Below are 17131 nucleotides of genomic sequence, written 5' to 3' on the forward strand. Positions count from 1 at the left end.
CAGGGTGGGTTTGGTAAGCCAGTGCGGGTTTGGCTACCCGGGGTTGGCCCGAAGCTGCAGCAACTGGCCCACGTTTCCCGCGTAGGAGTTTTCAACCATGCTTCCCCAAAGCAGGTAAGTGTTTGTCCAATGAATGTACTTCAGAGGGCAAAAAAATGGGATGGGCAGAAATGCCCATCCCATTTTCCGTGCACCGTTACTGCATGCCCTGTATCCGCGCCCGGAGGACGAACGCTGAGCGGCCCGGAAAAGCCCTAGACCTGCGCTGCTACACCGTCGCGGGAGATGGAAACCATGTCCTCGCGCGGCACCACCTTGATGCGCTCACGCTTGACCTCAACACCGTGCGAGCCGCCGGCCTCGGTTGCAGCTGCGCCGAGGGCGAGCTCGTGGGCGTCCAGTGCCAGCCAGCCTTCCCAGCTGGTGAACTTCACGCCGCGGGAGTCGAGGAGTTCCACGACGGCGTCTGCCGCGGGAACGGCGGCGACCGGAAGGTTTTCGCGGTCTTCCAGCAGGTAGGTCACGGTCTCAAGGGCGTCGCCCTTGGTGTGGCCGATCAGGCCGACGGGTCCGCGCTTGATCCAACCGGTGGCGTAGATGCCCGGCACGTGGGCGCCGGCGGCGTCCAGGACGCGGCCGCCGTCGTTCGGGATGACGCCCTTCTTGTGGTCGAACTCGATCTCCGGCAGGGCCGAGCCGAAGTAGCCGATGGCGCGGTACACGGCCTGAACCGGGTAGTCCACGAGCTCGCCGGTGCCGCGGGCGTTGCCGGTGCCGTCCAGCTCGGTGCGCTCGAACTTGATGCCGGTCACCTTGCCCGGCGTCTCGGCGTCGTCATAGATCTCCACCGGGCTGTGCAGGAAGTGCAGGTGCAGGCGGCGGGAAGCCTTCAGCTCGGAGAGGTCCTCGGGCTGCTCGGCGATCCAGTTGGTGAGGGTGCCCACCATGGTCTTGGTCTGGTTGTTCGTCTGGATTTGGCGGTCTGATTCCTCGTCGAACTCGAAGTCCTCCGGGTACAGGATGATGTCCACGTCCTTGGAGTGGGACAGCTCGCGCAGCTCCAGCGGGGTGAACTTGACCTGGGCCGGGCCGCGGCGGCCGAAGACGTGCACGTCCGTGACGGGCGAGTTCTTCAGGCCGGCGTAGACGTTCTCCGGAATCTCTGAAACCAGAAGGTCGTCGGCGTGCTTGGACAGGACGCGGGCCACGTCCAGGGCCACGTTGCCGTTGCCGATCACGGCGATTTCCTTGGCCTCCAGCGGCCATTCGCGCGGGACGTCGGGGTGGCCGTCGTACCAGGAGACGAAGTCCGCGCCGCCGTAGGAACCGTCCAGCTCGATGCCGGGAATGTTCAGGTCCGCGTCCTTGATGGCGCCGGTGGCGAAAATGACGGCGTCGTAGTGGGTGCGCAGGTCCTCGATGGTGAGGTCGGTGCCGTAGTCCACGTTGCCGAAGAAGCGGATGTCGCCGCGGTCCAGGACCTTGTGCAGGGCGTTGACGATGCCCTTGATGCGGGGGTGGTCCGGGGCCACGCCGTAGCGGATCAGGCCGTAGGGTGCCGGGTAGCGGTCAAAGAGGTCGATGCTCACGGTCAGCTCGCCGCTCTTGACGGCTTCACTCTTGGTGAGGATGTCCGCGGCGTACACGCCTGCCGGGCCGGAGCCCACGACGGCGACGCGCAGCGGACGTTCGGCAGAACCTACGGTGGTGCTTGATGACACGGCTGTGTTCCTTTTCTTCTGCATCGGCTGCTGGGTAACTGCCGTTTTGAACGCTCATAACGGCAGTTATGGAGCAGTCGATGGGTTTCAGGTGGTGAGGACGGTCTTGCGGGGGCTGTTCGGGGTGGTGGTGCCGTAGTCGGCGGTTTTGAAGTGCGACGGCGCGAACGGGCTCACGCGCACCACGTCACCGATGACTATGACTGCCGGGCTGGCCACACCCACGGCTTCCGCCTGGTCCGCGATGGAACCGAGCGTGCCGATAGTGACGCGCTGGTTCGGCAGGTAGCCGTTCTCTACGATACCAACCGGGGTGCCGGCAGGCAGGCCGGCTTTGCCCAGGGCGGACGCGGATTCGCGCAGCTGGCCCACACCCATCAGCAGCACCACGGTGTGGTCCGGGCGGGCCGGAACCTCGGAGAGTTCCTCGTGGCCCGTCACCACGCTGAAGCCCTTGGCGAGGCCGCGATGGGTCACCGGGATACCGGCGGCGGCAGGAACGGAGATTGCGGACGTGACGCCGGAAACCACCTCAACCTCGACGCCGTGCTGCCGGCAGTATTCGGCTTCCTCGCCGCCGCGGCCCAGCACGTACGGGTCGCCGCCCTTGAGCCGGACCACGCGGTGGCCGTTCAAGGCTTCCTCGACGAGGATCCGGTTGATCTCTGACTGCGGCACGGGGTGGTGGCCGGGAGTCTTGCCCACTTCGATGACGCGGACGTCCGGAGCCAGCTCTTTCAGGAGTTCGCGGGGGCCCAGGCGGTCTGCCACGACGACGTCGGCCTGGCCCAGGAGCCGGCGGCCACGGACGGTGATGAGGCCGGTATCGCCGGGACCGCCACCTACGAGGGCAACTGAGCCGTTGCGGGCCGCCCGGCGGCGGCGAAGCGGCAGGTCCCCGGTTTCGAGGGCGGTGGCGACGGCGTCCCGGACGGCCATGGCGCGGCGCGGGTCTCCGCCGGCGTTTACGGCGATCTTGACGTCGTCCACCTCTGCGACGGCGGGGGTCCAGGCGGCGGAGGCTTCATGGTCTGAGGCGTTGACGCACCAGATGCGCTGCGCCTCGGCGTCGGCTGAGACCTGGGCGTCCACCTCCGAATTGCCGGTGGCGGTCTGCACGAACCACACGCCGTCGACATCGGTTGGAAGGTAAGGGCGCGCTTCCCAGGTGAGGAGGCCGGCGTCTGCCAGTTCCTGAAGTGCGGCGGAGGCAACCGGAGCCACGACGGTGACCCGGGCACCGGCGTCGAGCAGCCCCTTGGCGCGGCGGGCAGCCACCGGGCCGCCGCCCACCACCAGCACGGCGCGGCCCAATAACCGCAGCGCTGTGGGGTAAATATCCTGAATTGCCATGAATCAACGGTAGGGCCGCGTCACAATCGCCCACAAAGGCCGAGCAACAACAGGTCACGCAAGGTAACGCTGCGTCACATAGCCTGGACCGCTACGGCCTGTCCGCGAGGAACCGCCCGCGGTCCCGGATGAGCCGCTGCAGGTACGGGCGCACGACCAACTTCTCTGCCGTCCGGCCCACGAACCCGAACGGCGCCGTGAACTCCACCCGGTCGGTCATGATGCAGCCCCCGGGCGTGGCCTCGAATTCATGGACGTGGCGGAAGAACTTCAACGGCCCGCGGATCTGTTCGTCCGTGAAGCTGCTGGGGAATGTGAACTCGGTGACCCGGCTCGTCATGGTGAGCGGAAGCCCGAGGTGCCGCGCCCGCCACGTCACGTCCTGGCCCTCGCCGATAAGCCCGGAGGTCACACCTCCGACTGCACGTTCCCCACTGTGCTCCTGCGAGTCCAAGTGGAGGTCGATGCTCCGAGCCAGGTCGAACAGCCGCTCCGGCGGAAGGGAGCTTTCGGTTCGGCACACAAAACTGGCGGTCATGGGGCCAGTCTGCCAGCGAAATACAACGCGGGGTCAGATAAAGCCCCTCAACCAGTGGTTGATGGGCTCTATCTGACCCCGCGTTGAGGGAAACAGTGCTTAGCGGGTGCTGCCGGACAGGAGGCCGCGGCTGCGCAGGAGGCGCTTCTCTATGGGCGCGAACACCAGCAGCTCGATCAGGATGCCGACGGCAAGGATCAGCAGGATTGCCGCCATCACCACGGTCATGTCGGACAGCACGCGGCCCTGGTCCAGCAGCGAGCCCAGGCCGAAGCCGATGGTGCCGCCCACCGCGATGATTTCCGCAGCCATGAGCGAGCGCCAGGAGAAGGCCCAGCCCTGCTTGAGGCCGCTCAGGTATCCGGGCAGCGCGGCGGGCAGGATGATCTGCAGCGCCATCTGCAGCCGCGATGCACCCAGGACGGTACCCACCCGTCGATACTGCGGCGGGATCTGGTCCACCCCGGAAATGAGCCCGTTGATGATGGATGGAATGGCGCCCATAAAGATCACGAAATAAACGGTGGCGTCCGTGAGTCCGAACCAGATGATGGCTGCCGGAACCCACGCCACGGACGGCAGCACCTGCAGGCCGGAAATCAGCGGACCGAAGGCCCTGCGCAACGGTGCAACCTGGGCGAGCAGCAGACCCACAGGAGTTGCGATAGCCACGCTGATCAGGAACCCGACAACCCCGCGCTGCATGGAAGTCCAGACGGCTTCCTGGAGCTTGCCGTCGTTCCAGAGGATGCCCATTTGGGTCATCACGTCCAGCGGACCGGGCACCAGGTCGCGGCGCTTCACCCCGAGTGAGACGTAGAACTGCCAGATGAGCACCAGGGCCACCAGGGCGGCGATGGGCAGGAGCACGCGGCTCCAATCGATCCGGTGCTTGCGGTCGGCGTCGGACTGCAACGAGTCAAGCCCGGACTCAAGTTCCCGCAGGTCCTCCCGACCGGTGGAGGTGCGTGTCAGGGCGGCGTGGACGTGCCGGGCTTCAGGCTGGCCCGTGATTGAGCTCGTCGAAATCGTGGTTCCGACAGGCTCAACCACCGGGGCGGCATCCGGCGCGGAGGGCGCGGAGCCGGACAGGGACTTACTTGGCATGGCGGCGAATCTCCTCACGCAGCCGGGCGGTGATGACCCCGGTCAGCTGGCCGGCAAGCCCGGCGTCGGTTCGGTGTTCCTCGGTGACTGCCCATTCCTGGACAACGCGGCCTGGGCGGGAGGACAGCAGCAGCACGCGCTGTCCCAGCCGAACAGCTTCGCGGACGTTGTGGGTCACAAAAACGATGGTCCGCCCGGTTTCCTTCCAGATGCGCTCCAGTTCGTCATGCAGCAGGTCGCGGGTGATGGCGTCCAGGGCGGCGAACGGCTCATCCATCAGCAGCAGCTGCCGGTCCTGCGCCAGCGACCGGGCCAGGGACACGCGCTGGCGCATGCCGCCGGACAGCTCGTGCGGGCGTTTGTCCCCCGCGGTGCCGAGGTGCACCAGCTCGAGGAGCTCCTGCGCCTTCGCCTTGCGCTCGGCCTTGCCCATGCCGCGCAGCTTGAGGGCGAGTTCGATGTTCTCCCGGGCAGTGAGCCAGGGGAACAGGGCGGCGTCCTGGAACATAAACGCGGCACCGTCACTGGGCACTTCGAGGGCGCCCGACGTCGGCGCCTCGAGTCCCGCGATGATGTTCAGCAGGGTGGATTTGCCGCAGCCGGAGGCACCGAGGAGGGCGACGAACTCGCCCTGGCCGATGTTGGCGTTGACGTCGTCCAGCACCGGGGCGCCGTCGCCGAAGCGCTTGCCCAGGTTTTCCAGTACGACTGGCATGGTGCCGTCCTTATGTAGGTGGGTGAGGGGGTCAGTCTTGGCCGAGGCCGGCGGCGGAAATCGGAGCCGCACCGCTGCCGCCGTCTTCGATGACGTCGTTCAGCGGCCGGAGGTCGAAGAGTCCGTTGATGTCGGCCTGCCTGGTGGTGCCCGCCTCCACGCCGTCCTCCAGCAGCCGGGGGTAGCTTCCGGCCAGCGGGTCCAGGGTAAAGGTGATGTTGGTGAGGGATCGGGCGAGGACGTCATCCGCCAGGGCCGCGCCTGCTGATTCCTGAAGGGCCGAGTTGATGACGGCGGCCTTCTGCTCGGCGGGCGCTTCGTTCAGCCATGCCACCGACTTTGCATGCCCGGCCAGGAGCGCCTTCACTGTGTCCGGGTGGTCCGCCGCGAACTTCTGGTTCACGATCAGGACAGTAGTGGGGAACTCGCCGGGCTTGCCGGTCCCGGTCCCGTCCCACAGGTCCTTTTCGTCCACCAGCACCTTCGCTCCGGCCTGGAGCACCAGGCGTGACGCCCATGGTTCAGGCAACCACGCGCCGTCGAGCTTTCCGTCCTGGAACAGCTTCAAGGTCTGCGCGTTCTCGGTGGGGTTGATGGCGACATCGCCGCTGCCGTCCACGCTGGTTTTGTAACCCTGGTACGCGAGCCAGGCGCGGAGGGCAACATCCTGCGTCCCGCCCAGCTGCGGGGAAGCGAGGGTCTTGCCCAAGAGGCCCGCAGCCGAGTTGATCTCCGGCTTGACCACCAGCTGCGCGCCACCGGCGGCAGCCCCGGCAACGATCCTGACGGACTCACCCTGGCTCTTGACGAAGGAGTTAATGGCCGGGTTGGGGCCGATGTACGCGGCGTCGATCGCGCCGGCATTCAGCGCCTCAATGGCTGCCGGACCTGCGTTGAAAGTCTCGGTGCTCAGCACGGTGCTGCCCAGGGCTTCGGCCAGGAAGCCCTCCTTGATGCCCACCAGTGCCGGGGCGTGCGTGACGTTGCCGAAGTAGCCCAGCTTCAGTTCCGCGGCGGGAGTGGGTTCAACGGCCTGAGCCTCGGTATTGCGGGACACGGTGGAAGCCACCACGGCGCCGAGGGCGATCAGCAGGACCAGCCCAATGGCCAGGGCAGCCTCGACGGCACGCTTGCGCGGGGGAACTGCGCTTTCGCCTGCCACGATGCGGGTCATCCCGGGCTTGGAACTAGTCATTGTTTCACCATAGGGAGTGACCCAAACCCGTTCAATGAAGCGGAAACGGGGGGTCACGCAGGTTCATCTAGCGTCACATTCCGCCAGCGTCCCCCGCAACACTTGGAGTCCGCGTTGCCCAATGTGCACAACATTCGAGTACTCACTACTCGTGTTTCCGGGTCCCCTCCCCCGTAGCGTCCATAAAAAGTCCTGCTGGGAGGCTCATGGATGGATTGACTTTCAGGGGCACGTCATGGGTATCGAGCTTTCCAGGCATTTGTGTCAGATGGTTGTGCCAGGCGCGCAGCCTGATCGCGGAGCGCAGCCGTGATCCAGGGCAACGGTTACGCACCGCTACTGGACCCGTCAGTCCTCGAAAGGCTGCGCGAAGAACTCGAAGACGATGAGGGTGTCTGGAAAGTGTTCGTGCAAAACTTCATTGCCCTACTGCCGGAACGGAACGAGAAGCTGCGGCAGGCCCTCACCACAGGCGACGTCACGGGAGCCATGGATGCTGTCCTCAGCCTCAAGACGTCCAGCGAAATGGTCGGGGCCGAACGGCTGGCGGGCCTGGCCATCAATCTCGAACAGGCCCTGCGTTACGACATCCTCAATGCTGATCCGGCCGTGGCGCTTCCCCATCTGGCCGCGGCCCACCTCCGGCGGATCAACCAGTGCAGCCGGCAGACCGCCTACCTCCTGCAGGCTGCCCTGAGGAGGAAACCGGACCGGGAGTGAGCACTGAAGCGGCTTCAGTTGCCCTTGACGTTGATCAGTTGCCGAAGCTTGTGCCGGACCTTAACGAGGTCGGCGGCGTCCTGCATCACCTGGTCGATGGGTTTGTAGGCGGCCGGGATTTCGTCGATGAACGCCTCCGAAGCCCGGAACTCGATCCCGCGCATGGCCTTCTTCAACTCGTCCAGGGTGAAGGTCCTGCGGGCGGCGTTGCGGGAGTATTCCCGGCCGGCGCCGTGCGGCGAGGAGTTCAGGGATGCGGGGTTGCCCAGGCCTTCCACCACGTACGACGCCGTCCCCATGGAACCTGGGATAAGTCCGGGATCACCGGGCCCGGCCTGGATTGCGCCTTTCCGGGACACCCAGACGGACCTGCCGTAGTGGGTCTCCTGCTGGGTGAAGTTGTGGTGGCAGTTGATCCGTTCGCGTTCCTGCACGCGGCCGCCCACCCAGTGGCCGAACTGGGCGCTGACGCGGTCCATCATTTCCTCCCGGTTCAGGAGGGCGAAGTGCTGGGCCCATCGCAGCTCTGCCATGTAGCGGTCAAACTGTGGCGTGCCCTCGTCGAGGTAGGCGAGGTCAGGGTGGGGCAAGCGGATCTGGTTTTTCCGCGACACGTGCTGGGCGACGCCGATGTGATTCTGGGCGATCTTGTTGCCGATGCCGCGTGAACCGGAGTGCAGGAACAGCCAGACTGCATCGGCCTCATCGGCGCAGACCTCGATGAAGTGGTTTCCCGAGCCAAGGGACCCCAGCTGCAGCTCCCATTTGGCCACGTACTGGGCGGGGTTGAACCCGGATTTCGCCGCCAGTTGCTTCAGTTCAGCGATCCGCGGCTCGGCGGTAGGCAAAACAGTCCTGTTGTTGTGCCCCGCGGAAAGCGGAACGACGCGCTCGATGTTTTCACGGAGCTTCTTGCGGTCCTTCGGAAGGTCCGCCAGCGAGTACTGCGTCCGGACGGCAATCATGCCGCAGCCGATGTCCACCCCCACCGCCGCAGGGATGATGGCGTGCAGCGTGGGGATCACCGAGCCCACGGTGGCGCCCTTGCCCAGGTGCGCGTCCGGCATCAGCGCCAGGTGGGGATAGATAAACGGCAGCCCGGCGGTCATCACGGCCTGCTCCCGCGTCTGGTCATCCAGGATCGAAGCCCAGTTCAGGAGCTTGGGGCTGATGGTTTGCATGCTTCGCCTCCGCGCAAAACGAGGACTAACGTGACTCCTAGGCTAACCCCTGGCGTCACTTCGGCGCCGGAGAAGGAGACGGAACCATGGTGAGCGTCCAGACCCAAATCCACATCAACCGGCCCCGGACCGAGGTGGCGGACTACGCGGCCAACCCCGATAACGCGCCGAAGTGGTACGCGAACATCCATAAGTCCCAACGCCTGACCGCGGATCCGGTGGGAGCCGGCTCAAAAGTGGCGTTCACCGCCAAGTTCCTCGGCCGGGAGCTGAACTGCACCTATGAGTTCGTGGAGTACGTTCCGGGCGAGAAGCTGGTGATGCGCACCGCCCAGGAACCGTTCCCCATGCACACCACCTACACCTGGACGGACGACGACGGCGGGACCCGCATGAGCCTCGGCAACACGGGGAGCCCCGCAGGTTTCTCCAAGCTGGCCGGGCTGGTAAACCGCGAAATCGCCGGAAAGCTGCGGGCTCGCCGTACCGGTACGGCGACCCTGCAGCTTTCCAGCGAATCGGGCGTCAGTCAGATCGAGTAGCGCTCGTCCTCGTGGTCGCCGGGGTGGTCCTTGACCAGGCCCGCGGCCAGGGTGTTGCCGTCCAGCGGGTCGATCACCAGGAACGCACCGGTGCGGCGGTGGTGCAGGTAGTTTTCGAGCGGCAGCGGCGCGGCGAGCCGGAGCTGCGCATTGCCGATGTCATTTAGTTCAAGCGTTGACGCCGGTTCCAGTTTGAAGGTGGCCAGATCCAGCTTGCCGCCAACGCTGCGTACCAGGGCCTGAACGGTGCGGGTGCCGTGCTTGACGAGTACCTTGGCGCCCTCGCGGAGCGGCTTCGGGGACAGCCAGCACAGCGATGCGTACAGGTCCGCCGAAGCCTCGCGGACGGTTCCGGCGGCGGCGATGGTGTCACCGCGGGCGACGTCGAATTCCTCCGCCAGGCGGATCGCCACCGACTGCGGGGCGGCGGCTTCCTCCAGCGAGCCGCCGGCGAAGTCGATGCCCACCACGGTGGTGGTGCGGGGACCCTGGCCGGGGGTCAGGACGGAGACCTTGTCCCCCACCTTGACCGAGCCTTCGGTAATCTGGCCGGCGTACGCGCGGTAGTCGCGGTAGGCCTCCACATCCAGGCCGGCGGCCACGGCGTCGGGAGCCAGGGCGCCCTGCGGCCGGATGACCAGCTGCACCGGGAAGCGGAAGCTCTCCAGGTGGCTTTCCAGTTCATCGGCGGCCGGGAGGGTTTCGAGGACCTCGAGCAGCGCGGGGCCGGTGTACCAAGGCGTCCGCTCGGAGCGCTCCACCACGTTGTCGCCGTCGAGTGCGGAGACGGGAACCACCAGGAGGTCGGCAATTCCATCTGAACCGAGGCCCAGCTCGCGGCCCACCCGCTGCACGTCGGCTTCGATCTCGCGGAACACGGACTCGCTGAAGTCCACCAGGTCGATCTTGTTCACGGCCACGATCACGTGGGCCACGCGCAGCAGCTGCAGCACGGACAGGTGCCGGCGGGTCTGCTCCAGCACACCCTTGCGGGCGTCAATGAGTACGACGACGGCATCCGCAGTGGACGCGCCCGTCACCGTGTTCTTGGTGTACTGAACGTGCCCGGGGCAGTCGGCCAGGATGAAGCTGCGGCGGTCCGTGGCGAAGTAGCGGTAGGCCACGTCGATGGTGATGCCCTGTTCACGTTCCGCGCGCAGGCCGTCGGTCAGCAGTGCCAGGTCGATCCCGCCCTTTTCCCCGCCGAAGCCGCGGTCGGCCGAGGTGCGGGCCACGGCGTCGAGCGTGTCAGCCAGGATGGCCTTGGAATCGTGAAGGAGGCGGCCCACCAACGTGGACTTGCCGTCGTCGACCGACCCCGCGGTGGCGAACCGGAACAAAGTGGTGGGCAGGCCTTCGTTGATTGAGCCTACCGAAATAGGGGTTTCGACAGGCTCAACCACCGATGTGTCAATCGTGCTCATTAGAAATACCCGTCCTTCTTGCGGTCTTCCATGGCTGCCTCGGAGATGCGGTCATCTGCGCGGGTGGCGCCACGTTCGGTGAGGGTGGAGGCAGCGACTTCAACCACCACGTCGGACACGGTGTACGCGTCGGACTCCACGGCGCCGGTGCAGGACATGTCGCCCACCGTGCGGTAGCGGACCGTCTTGGTGATGACGTCCTCGTGGGGCAGCGGCTGCGAGACCTCGCCAACCGCACGCCACATGCCGTCGCGGGCGAAGACCTCGCGCTCGTGGGCGTAGTACAGGCCGGGCAGCTCGATGTTCTCGCGCTCGATGTAGCGCCAGATGTCCAGCTCCGTCCAGTTGCTGATGGGGAACGCACGGACGTGCTGGCCCACGGTGTGCCGGCCGTTGTACAGGTTCCACAGCTCGGGACGCTGGTTGCGCGGATCCCACTGCCCGAACTCGTCGCGCAGGCTCAGGATGCGCTCCTTGGCGCGGGCCTTGTCCTCGTCCCGGCGGCCGCCGCCGAAGACGGCGTCGAACTTGTTCTGCTGGATGGCGTCCAGCAGCGGGACGGTCTGCAGCGGGTTGCGGGTGCCGTCGGCACGCTCGGCCAGCTCGCCGCGGTCGATGAACTCCTGGACGGAGCCGACCACGAGCTTCAGGCCCAGCCGCTCAACCGTACGGTCGCGGAAGTCGAGAACCTCGGGAAAGTTATGGCCGGTGTCCACATGCAGCACGGGGAACGGGACCTTGCCGGGCCAGAACGCCTTGGTGGCCAGGTGCAGCATCACCACGGAATCCTTGCCGCCGGAAAACAGCAGCGCGGGCTTCTCGAACTCGGCAACAACCTCGCGGATGATGTGAATCGCTTCCGATTCCAAAGTGTCCAGGCTGGAGAGGCGCGTGGAGATTTCGGCAGGCTCAATCACCGGCTCGGAGGTTGAGCTTGTCGAAACCGGGCCTGTCGAAACCAAAGTGTCGTTGAGAGTGCTCATACGTGTAGTCCGCATTCTGTCTTGTCGCTCCCTGCCCAGCGGCCGGCGCGGGGGTCATCGCCCGGCGCCACCTTCCGGGTGCAGGGCTGGCAGCCGATGGAGGGGTAACCCTGGGAAAGCAGCGGGTTGACGGGCAGGAGATTGTCGTCGGAGTACTGGACCAGCTGGTCGAACGTCCAGGCGGCCACCGGGTTCACCTTGACCAGGCCGTTGGCCTCGTCCCAGGTGACCAGAGGGGTGTTGGTGCGGGTGGGGGCCTCGTCGCGGCGGACGCCGGTGAACCAGAGTTCGTAGCCGGCCAGGGTGCGGCGCAGCGGGGCCACCTTGCGGAGGGCGCAGCACTGGGCGGCATCGCGGGCGAAGAGGTCCTTGCCCAGGAGCCGGTCCTGCTGTTCCACGGTGTTCTCCGGGAGCACGTCCACCACGTTGACGCGGAGGTTCGCGGCCACTTCGTCGCGCGTGGCGTAGGTTTCCGGGAAGTGGTAGCCGGTCTCCAGGAACAGGACGTCGACGCCGGGCAGCTGGTCCGCGACCAGTGCGGGCAGCACGGCGTCGGCCATGGAGCAGGCGACGGCGACGGCGGGCAGGTCGAAGTTGCGCTCCACCCAGGCGATCACGTCGCGGGCGGGAGCGTCCCACCCGAGCTCGGCGGCACCGGACTCGGCGAGGGCCTTCAGTTCTTCCTTCGAACGGAGCATGGGTACGGGCGCAACGTGCTTGCTCACTGGAGGGCCTCCTCGTCTGCTGCATGGGCCCACTCGGCGAAGGTCTGGCCTTCGGCACGCTGGGCCACGAAGGTGCGGACTACGCGCTCCACGTAGTCGGGCAGGTCGTCCACGTACACCTTGAGGCCGCGGACGGTCCGTCCCAGGCCTGCTTCCTCGCGGTCGCTGGAAGCCAGCCCGCCGCCCAGGTGGACCTGGAAACCCGGGGAGGGGTCGCCGTCGGGTGTTGGCAGCATCATGCCCTTGAGGCCGATGTCCGCGGTCTGGATGCGGGCGCAGGAGTTGGGGCAGCCGTTGATGTGCAGCGACAGCGCCTGCGGCAACTGGCCCGAGTCCGTGAGGTCCGCGAGGCGGCGTTCCAGTTCGGCCACTGCGGTGGCGGCCGTGTGCTTGGTCTCCACGATGGCCAGTTTGCAGTACTCGATTCCGGTGCAGGCAATGGTGCCGCGGCGGAACACGGACGGGCGGGCGGACAGGCCCAGGGCGTCCAGCTCGGCCACCAGGGGATCGACCTGGTCCTTCTCGACGTCCAGGACCACGAGCTTCTGGTGCGGGGTGGTGCGGAGCCGGTAGGAGCCGCGGGCCTCGAGGGTATCCGCGACCTTGACCAGCTGGGCACCGGACAGGCGGCCGGCCAGCGGGGTGGCGCCAATGAAGAACTTCCCGTCCTTCTGCTCGTGCACGCCGATGTGGTCACCGGGGGTGGTGGGCTTGGGCGCGGCAGGACCGTCGGCCAGCTTGTAGCCCAGGTATTCGTCCTCGAGGATCTGGCGGAACTTCTCCGGACCCCAGTCAGCCAGAAGGAACTTCAGGCGTGCCTTCGTGCGCATGCGGCGGTAGCCGTAGTCGCGGAAGATGCTGGTGACGCCCAGCCATACGTCAGCCGCCTGGTCGGGCTTCACGAAGGCCCCGAGGCGCTTGGCGAGCATCGGGTTGGTGGCAAGCGCGCCGCCCACCCACAGGTCGTAACCGATTCCCAGCTCGGGGTGGATCATTCCCACCAGGCCGAAGTCGTTGATCTCGTGGACCACGTCCTGGCTGGGGTGGCCGGTGATCGCGGTCTTGTACTTGCGCGGCAGGTTGGACAGCAGCGGGTTGCCGATGAACCGCTCCCCCAGCTCCTCGATCAGCGGCGTGGGGTCGATGATCTCGTCCTTGGCGATGCCGGCCACCGGCGAGCCCAGGATGACGCGCGGAACGTCGCCGCAGGCCTCGGTGGTGGACAGGCCAACACCTTCCAGGCGGTTCCAGATCTCGGGGATGTCCTCCACCCGGATCCAGTGCAGCTGGATGTTCTGGCGGTCCGTGAGGTCAGCCGAGTCGCGCGCGAAGTCAACAGAGATCTGGCCGATGACGCGCAGCTGCTCGGTGGTGAGCGCACCGCCGTCGATCCTCACGCGGAGCATAAAGTACTTGTCCTCGAGCTCATGCGGCTCAAGGGTTGCAGTCTTGCCGCCGTCGATCCCGGGCTTGCGCTGCGTGTACAGGCCCCACCAGCGGAACCGGCCATGCAGGTCCTGGCCGGGGATGGCGTCGAAGCCCTCTTTGGAGTAGATGGTCTCGATACGCTCGCGCACGTTAAGGCCGTCGTCTTCCTGTTTCCAGGTTTCGTTGGCGTTCAGCGGCGTTTTGCCGTCCACTTTCCACTGCCCGTGCGGTTTTGCGGCGGGTCGGGACGGGCGGGCCGGGCGCTTCGGGGCGGCGGTGTCCGCGGACGCTCCGGCTAGAGCTGTATCAGTCATGCATCGACTGTAGGTCCCGTCCGAATTGCGTCACAAAGGCCCGGAAACGTTGAGTCACCTAGGGAAATATTTCGTCACGAAACGCCGGACGGCCTTGAAGAAGGCCCCCTCCTGTGTATCCGAAGGTGGTGCTGCTGCGGCCTTCGTCGTTGCTGCGGCAGGTGTTCCAGCGGATGCTGAAGCGGCGGCTTCGCGGGCCTTCGCGACGGCGGCGTCGTACCGTTCCAGCGCGATCTCCGCCAGCACAGGGGACGGCAGCAGGGGTTCCGTGACGACGTCGGCCCCTGCCTTGGCGAGCTGGTCGTGGAAGTAGCCCGGAGCCAGGAGGTAGGAGGCAATCACCACGCGCCCGCCGACGTCGACAGCCCCCGCGGACTCCCCCGCCCCGGCACCTCCCTCCAGTTCCTCGCGAAGCATCGCGACGGCGTCGGGCACTGAAGGCCGAGCGGAGGCACCGTAGGCGGCCACCATCCGGTTGGACCGCAGTTCCTGCAGCTGGCCCAGCAGCTCCTCGACGCTGACGGCAGCCTTGGGGTTGGACGAGCCTGCGGCGGCGAGGACGATCACGTCGTTGTCCGTCACGCCTGCTTCGCGCAGCCGCTGGTCCAGCAGCGCAGCCAGGCGGGGATCCGGGCCCAGCGGAGCGGCCGCCGCGCTGCCCGGCCGGCTCTTCACCGCCCGCGCGATGTCCACCTTCACGTGGTAGCCCACGCTCAGCAGCAGGGGAACCACGACGGCGGACTCCCCCGCCGGCAGCCCCGCCACCACGTCCACCAGGTCCGGCTGCTGGACGTCCACGTAGGCTTCCCGGACGTCGAGGCCCGGGCGGAGCGCGGCGATGCCATCGCGCAGGGCGTTGACCTCCGCGGCGCCTTGTGTGCTGGACGTCCCATGGGCGCAGGCGATCATGATGGGGCTGTTCATAGGGGCTAGCGTAACGTTGGAGCCGCCCTGTCCGCCCTCTTTGAAACTGCCGGGACGCTCCATGACATTCGCCTTTGACAACGTGCCGGTGTGGCTGGATCTGCTGGGCGTCTTCTTCTTTGCGGTCTCGGGTTCGCTGCTCGCGGCGCGCAAGCAGATCGACATTGTGGGGTCCCTGCTGCTGGCTTCCCTGGTGGGCCTGGGCGGCGGGGTCATCCGGGACATCATCCTTGCGGTGGTTCCCGCGGCCTTCACCAACCCTGCCTACCTGGTGCCGCCGCTGCTGGCCACGGTGCTGGTGTACTTCCTGTTCTCCAGCGTCCAGCGGTACACGTCACTGCTGACCCTGTTCGACGCCGCCGGGCTGGCCCTGTTCTGCATGACCGGCACCCTCAAGGCCCTGTCCACCGGCCTGAACCCGGTGGCCTCGGTGCTCCTGGGGGTGACGACGGCGGTGGGCGGCGGCCTGCTGCGCGACATCACAGCCAATGAGGTTCCGGAACTGTTCAACCCCAGGGACATCTATGCGCTGCCGGCGTTTGTGGGTTCCGCAATGACGGCCGTGCTGTGGGTCCTGGGCGTGTTCAACGTGCTCACCGCGGCAGTCATCGCGGCCGTGGTTTTCACGTTCCGGGTCCTGGCCTGGCGCCGCTCCTGGCAGGCCCCGCTGGCCGTTCGCGGGTGGCACCGGGCAGGGGCTGAAAACGGCGAATCGCAGGGCCGCGATTAGCTAGGATATGAACATGACTGACATGTTCCTCGAGAAATTCCGTGCGCTTGTTCCGAAGTATCTCGAGGATGAATGGCAGGAAGAGGACGGCCTGTCCTCCGAAGAACTGGACAAGGCCCTCGCCGACCACCAATTCCAGATTCCCCTGGTCCTGCGCGAGTTCTATCTGGCCCTTGGCGGCTGCGAGGACCTGATGGAGGCGTACCACTACTTCTGGGACCCGGACGAGCTCGAAGTTGATGACGAGGGCTTCCTGATGTTCCTCGAGGATGAGGAAGAGGAATACACCTGGGGCTTCCGGGTAGGCGACCTCAGCATCCCGGACCCCATCGTCTACCGGCGCAACAACGCCCGCGGGCAGTGGAAGTCCGAGGAGGGCACGTTCTCGGAGTTCGTGTTCGACATGTTCGAGTGGGCCTTCGAGGACGCAGAGGACTAGGTTTCCCCTCCCTGCCACTGCAGGTTGTGCTGCACCCCGCTGAATTTCCCCACCTTTTGGGCCGTACGGCGGCGTGTCACTCCCATTTCGCCGGAGTGTCGCAGAGGTTCTGGTTGAAACCCGGGGAATCTCAGCGCACCACCCTGCCGCGCAGCACCTGCCACACCTCATCAATGACCTTTTGCGGGTTGTAGACCACCTCTGCATAGCCATAACGGAGCACGGCATAGCCGGTGAGAGTGCTCGCGTTGTTCCTGGCCCTGTCCTTCTTGACCTGGCGCGGCTCGAGGTGCGTGCCGCCGTCGATCTCTACAATCAGGAATCCTTCCAGCAGGAAGTCCACGATGCCGATTCCCGGCAGTTCCACCTGCGTCTCGGTGTGGATTCCCTCGCTGCGAAAAAGGATGCGGGCCACTACCTCGATAGGCGAGTCCGCGGTACCGTCCACCAGGTCAAGCACCCGACGGGCAGCGCCATTCCGGTTACCAGGCAACCGTTCCCGCAGGTAGGCAAGGGTGGTCACGCCTTGCCGCGCGGCGCTTTCCACCATGACGGCGGCTTCCACCGGCGGAAGGCAACGCAGGCTGTGAATGAGGACGTCGGTGGTACTTGCCACCGGCCGCGGCCCATCGGGCGGAACCAGGGACTCCCTGTGGACCACCGCCTCCTTGGGGCCCCCATGGCGGCACAACAGGTGGAGGACCTGCGGTTCATGCAACACCCAGAGTCCACGACGAACCGCAGCGGAGGCGCACGTCAGCAGGCCGTTCCCGAGGACCGCGCCCTTTAAGTCCGCTGGAGCGCCCGGCAGGGCAACAACCCCATGCCGAAGACGGCGGATTTCACCGGCCGCCACTGCGTTGCGGATGCTGCGGTTCGTGAAGCCGGCCTGCAGGAGAGTGGAAGTGCGGGCCACGGAGCCGGCGTGTTTGAGGAAACGGGTCAGGTCCATGGAGCCAGCAGACCCAATCTGCGGCAGCGGCGGCAGGGCGGCAGGGTTCTATGTGGAAAAGAGCCCGCTGAATCTCCCCGGGTTTTTGGGGCCCCACCGGTGTGTCGCTGCAAACCGCCGTGAAATCAGGTTGGGTGTTG

Annotated in this window: 17 protein-coding genes; 4 read left to right on the plus strand and 13 right to left on the minus strand. The window is 66.4% G+C overall.

Annotation, left to right across the window (positions count from 1 at the left end):
* Window positions 1–254: 254 nt before the first annotated feature.
* The 6 genes from FBY31_RS08150 to FBY31_RS08175 all read right to left on the minus strand — a co-directional run bounded on the left by FBY31_RS08150 (window position 255) and on the right by FBY31_RS08175 (window position 6608).
* Window positions 255–1721 carry an FAD-dependent oxidoreductase gene (locus FBY31_RS08150; protein WP_142039100.1) on the minus strand — a complete coding sequence of 489 codons (1467 nt, stop codon included), beginning with the start codon at window positions 1719–1721 and terminating at the stop codon, window positions 255–257.
* 87 nt (window positions 1722–1808) lie between these two features.
* Window positions 1809–3074 carry a uroporphyrinogen-III C-methyltransferase gene (cobA, locus tag FBY31_RS08155; protein WP_142039103.1) on the minus strand — a complete coding sequence of 422 codons (1266 nt, stop codon included), beginning with the start codon at window positions 3072–3074 and terminating at the stop codon, window positions 1809–1811.
* A 91-nt stretch (window positions 3075–3165) separates the two neighbouring features.
* Window positions 3166–3612, minus strand: coding sequence for an SRPBCC family protein (locus FBY31_RS08160; RefSeq protein ID WP_142039105.1), 447 nt, complete (start codon window positions 3610–3612; stop codon window positions 3166–3168).
* Between the two features lie 99 nt (window positions 3613–3711).
* A complete protein-coding gene (locus FBY31_RS08165) occupies window positions 3712–4719 on the minus strand; it encodes an ABC transporter permease (RefSeq protein ID WP_200833332.1) in 1008 nt (335 codons plus the stop codon).
* The gene (locus FBY31_RS08170) at window positions 4709–5434 is read right to left on the minus strand and encodes an ABC transporter ATP-binding protein (RefSeq protein ID WP_050054183.1); all 726 of its coding nucleotides are present in this window, start codon (window positions 5432–5434) and stop codon (window positions 4709–4711) included. The genes FBY31_RS08165 and FBY31_RS08170 overlap by 11 nt, the downstream gene beginning before the upstream one ends.
* Window positions 5435–5465: 31 nt before the next feature.
* Window positions 5466–6608: an ABC transporter substrate-binding protein gene (locus FBY31_RS08175; protein ID WP_142045167.1), complete on the minus strand. Its 1143-nt coding sequence runs from the start codon at window positions 6606–6608 to the stop codon at window positions 5466–5468.
* Window positions 6609–6938: 330 nt separating this feature from the next.
* On the opposite strand from FBY31_RS08175, the gene FBY31_RS08180 reads away from it, so the two are divergent.
* Complete coding sequence (locus FBY31_RS08180) at window positions 6939–7349, plus strand: Hpt domain-containing protein (protein ID WP_142039108.1); 411 nt, start codon at window positions 6939–6941, stop codon at window positions 7347–7349.
* Between the two features lie 14 nt (window positions 7350–7363).
* On the opposite strand, the gene FBY31_RS08185 is transcribed toward FBY31_RS08180, so the two are convergent.
* Window positions 7364–8530 carry an RtcB family protein gene (locus FBY31_RS08185; RefSeq protein WP_142039111.1) on the minus strand — a complete coding sequence of 389 codons (1167 nt, stop codon included), beginning with the start codon at window positions 8528–8530 and terminating at the stop codon, window positions 7364–7366.
* An 86-nt stretch (window positions 8531–8616) separates the two neighbouring features.
* On the opposite strand from FBY31_RS08185, the gene FBY31_RS08190 reads away from it, so the two are divergent.
* Window positions 8617–9072 carry an SRPBCC family protein gene (locus FBY31_RS08190; RefSeq protein WP_142039114.1) on the plus strand — a complete coding sequence of 152 codons (456 nt, stop codon included), beginning with the start codon at window positions 8617–8619 and terminating at the stop codon, window positions 9070–9072.
* On the opposite strand, the gene FBY31_RS08195 is transcribed toward FBY31_RS08190, so the two are convergent.
* The 5 genes from FBY31_RS08195 to FBY31_RS08215 are packed head-to-tail and all read right to left on the minus strand — an operon-like array spanning window position 9060 to window position 14870.
* A complete protein-coding gene (locus tag FBY31_RS08195; protein WP_235012971.1) occupies window positions 9060–10496 on the minus strand; it encodes a sulfate adenylyltransferase subunit 1 in 1437 nt (478 codons plus the stop codon). The two genes, FBY31_RS08190 and FBY31_RS08195, sit on opposite strands and share 13 nt — an antisense overlap.
* The gene (cysD, locus tag FBY31_RS08200; protein WP_235012972.1) at window positions 10496–11479 is read right to left on the minus strand and encodes a sulfate adenylyltransferase subunit CysD; all 984 of its coding nucleotides are present in this window, start codon (window positions 11477–11479) and stop codon (window positions 10496–10498) included. Before cysD ends, FBY31_RS08195 begins: the two co-directional genes overlap by 1 nt.
* On the minus strand, window positions 11476–12177 hold the full coding sequence (locus FBY31_RS08205; protein ID WP_200833443.1) for a phosphoadenylyl-sulfate reductase: 702 nt from the start codon (window positions 12175–12177) through the stop codon (window positions 11476–11478). Before FBY31_RS08205 ends, cysD begins: the two co-directional genes overlap by 4 nt.
* A gap of 23 nt (window positions 12178–12200) precedes the next feature.
* Window positions 12201–13946 carry a nitrite/sulfite reductase gene (locus FBY31_RS08210; RefSeq protein WP_142039119.1) on the minus strand — a complete coding sequence of 582 codons (1746 nt, stop codon included), beginning with the start codon at window positions 13944–13946 and terminating at the stop codon, window positions 12201–12203.
* 54 nt (window positions 13947–14000) lie between these two features.
* The gene (locus FBY31_RS08215) at window positions 14001–14870 is read right to left on the minus strand and encodes a sirohydrochlorin chelatase (protein ID WP_142039136.1); all 870 of its coding nucleotides are present in this window, start codon (window positions 14868–14870) and stop codon (window positions 14001–14003) included.
* A 61-nt stretch (window positions 14871–14931) separates the two neighbouring features.
* Between FBY31_RS08215 and FBY31_RS08220 the strand changes: the two genes are divergently transcribed.
* Together FBY31_RS08220 and FBY31_RS08225 are read left to right on the plus strand one after the other, a co-directional pair.
* Complete coding sequence (locus FBY31_RS08220) at window positions 14932–15600, plus strand: trimeric intracellular cation channel family protein (protein ID WP_142039139.1); 669 nt, start codon at window positions 14932–14934, stop codon at window positions 15598–15600.
* Window positions 15601–15613: 13 nt separating this feature from the next.
* A complete protein-coding gene (locus tag FBY31_RS08225; protein ID WP_142039143.1) occupies window positions 15614–16039 on the plus strand; it encodes a hypothetical protein in 426 nt (141 codons plus the stop codon).
* A 130-nt stretch (window positions 16040–16169) separates the two neighbouring features.
* Here the strand turns inward: FBY31_RS08225 and FBY31_RS08230 are convergent, their stop codons facing one another.
* Window positions 16170–16991 carry a type IV toxin-antitoxin system AbiEi family antitoxin domain-containing protein gene (locus tag FBY31_RS08230; protein ID WP_142039146.1) on the minus strand — a complete coding sequence of 274 codons (822 nt, stop codon included), beginning with the start codon at window positions 16989–16991 and terminating at the stop codon, window positions 16170–16172.
* Window positions 16992–17131: the final 140 nt, after the last annotated feature.

This window comes from Arthrobacter sp. SLBN-100, from assembly GCF_006715305.1.
In the GTDB taxonomy this organism is placed as follows: domain Bacteria; phylum Actinomycetota; class Actinomycetes; order Actinomycetales; family Micrococcaceae; genus Arthrobacter.

What these genes read in the sequence shown, in the direction of transcription:
- cobA (WP_142039103.1), bottom strand. Translation starts at nt 3,074, where the DNA reads ATGGCAATTCAGGATATTTACCCCACAGCGCTGCGGTTATTGGGCCGC.
- FBY31_RS08160 (WP_142039105.1), bottom strand. Translation starts at nt 3,612, where the DNA reads ATGACCGCCAGTTTTGTGTGCCGAACCGAAAGCTCCCTTCCGCCGGAG.
- FBY31_RS08165 (WP_200833332.1), bottom strand. Translation starts at nt 4,719, where the DNA reads ATGCCAAGTAAGTCCCTGTCCGGCTCCGCGCCCTCCGCGCCGGATGCC.
- FBY31_RS08170 (WP_050054183.1), bottom strand. Translation starts at nt 5,434, where the DNA reads ATGCCAGTCGTACTGGAAAACCTGGGCAAGCGCTTCGGCGACGGCGCC.
- FBY31_RS08175 (WP_142045167.1), bottom strand. Translation starts at nt 6,608, where the DNA reads ATGACCCGCATCGTGGCAGGCGAAAGCGCAGTTCCCCCGCGCAAGCGT.
- FBY31_RS08185 (WP_142039111.1), bottom strand. Translation starts at nt 8,530, where the DNA reads ATGCAAACCATCAGCCCCAAGCTCCTGAACTGGGCTTCGATCCTGGAT.
- FBY31_RS08190 (WP_142039114.1), top strand. Translation starts at nt 8,617, where the DNA reads ATGGTGAGCGTCCAGACCCAAATCCACATCAACCGGCCCCGGACCGAG.
- FBY31_RS08195 (WP_235012971.1), bottom strand. Translation starts at nt 10,496, where the DNA reads ATGAGCACGATTGACACATCGGTGGTTGAGCCTGTCGAAACCCCTATT.
- cysD (WP_235012972.1), bottom strand. Translation starts at nt 11,479, where the DNA reads ATGAGCACTCTCAACGACACTTTGGTTTCGACAGGCCCGGTTTCGACA.
- FBY31_RS08205 (WP_200833443.1), bottom strand. Translation starts at nt 12,177, where the DNA reads ATGCTCCGTTCGAAGGAAGAACTGAAGGCCCTCGCCGAGTCCGGTGCC.
- FBY31_RS08210 (WP_142039119.1), bottom strand. Translation starts at nt 13,946, where the DNA reads ATGACTGATACAGCTCTAGCCGGAGCGTCCGCGGACACCGCCGCCCCG.
- FBY31_RS08215 (WP_142039136.1), bottom strand. Translation starts at nt 14,870, where the DNA reads ATGAACAGCCCCATCATGATCGCCTGCGCCCATGGGACGTCCAGCACA.
- FBY31_RS08220 (WP_142039139.1), top strand. Translation starts at nt 14,932, where the DNA reads ATGACATTCGCCTTTGACAACGTGCCGGTGTGGCTGGATCTGCTGGGC.
- FBY31_RS08225 (WP_142039143.1), top strand. Translation starts at nt 15,614, where the DNA reads ATGACTGACATGTTCCTCGAGAAATTCCGTGCGCTTGTTCCGAAGTAT.
- FBY31_RS08230 (WP_142039146.1), bottom strand. Translation starts at nt 16,991, where the DNA reads ATGGACCTGACCCGTTTCCTCAAACACGCCGGCTCCGTGGCCCGCACT.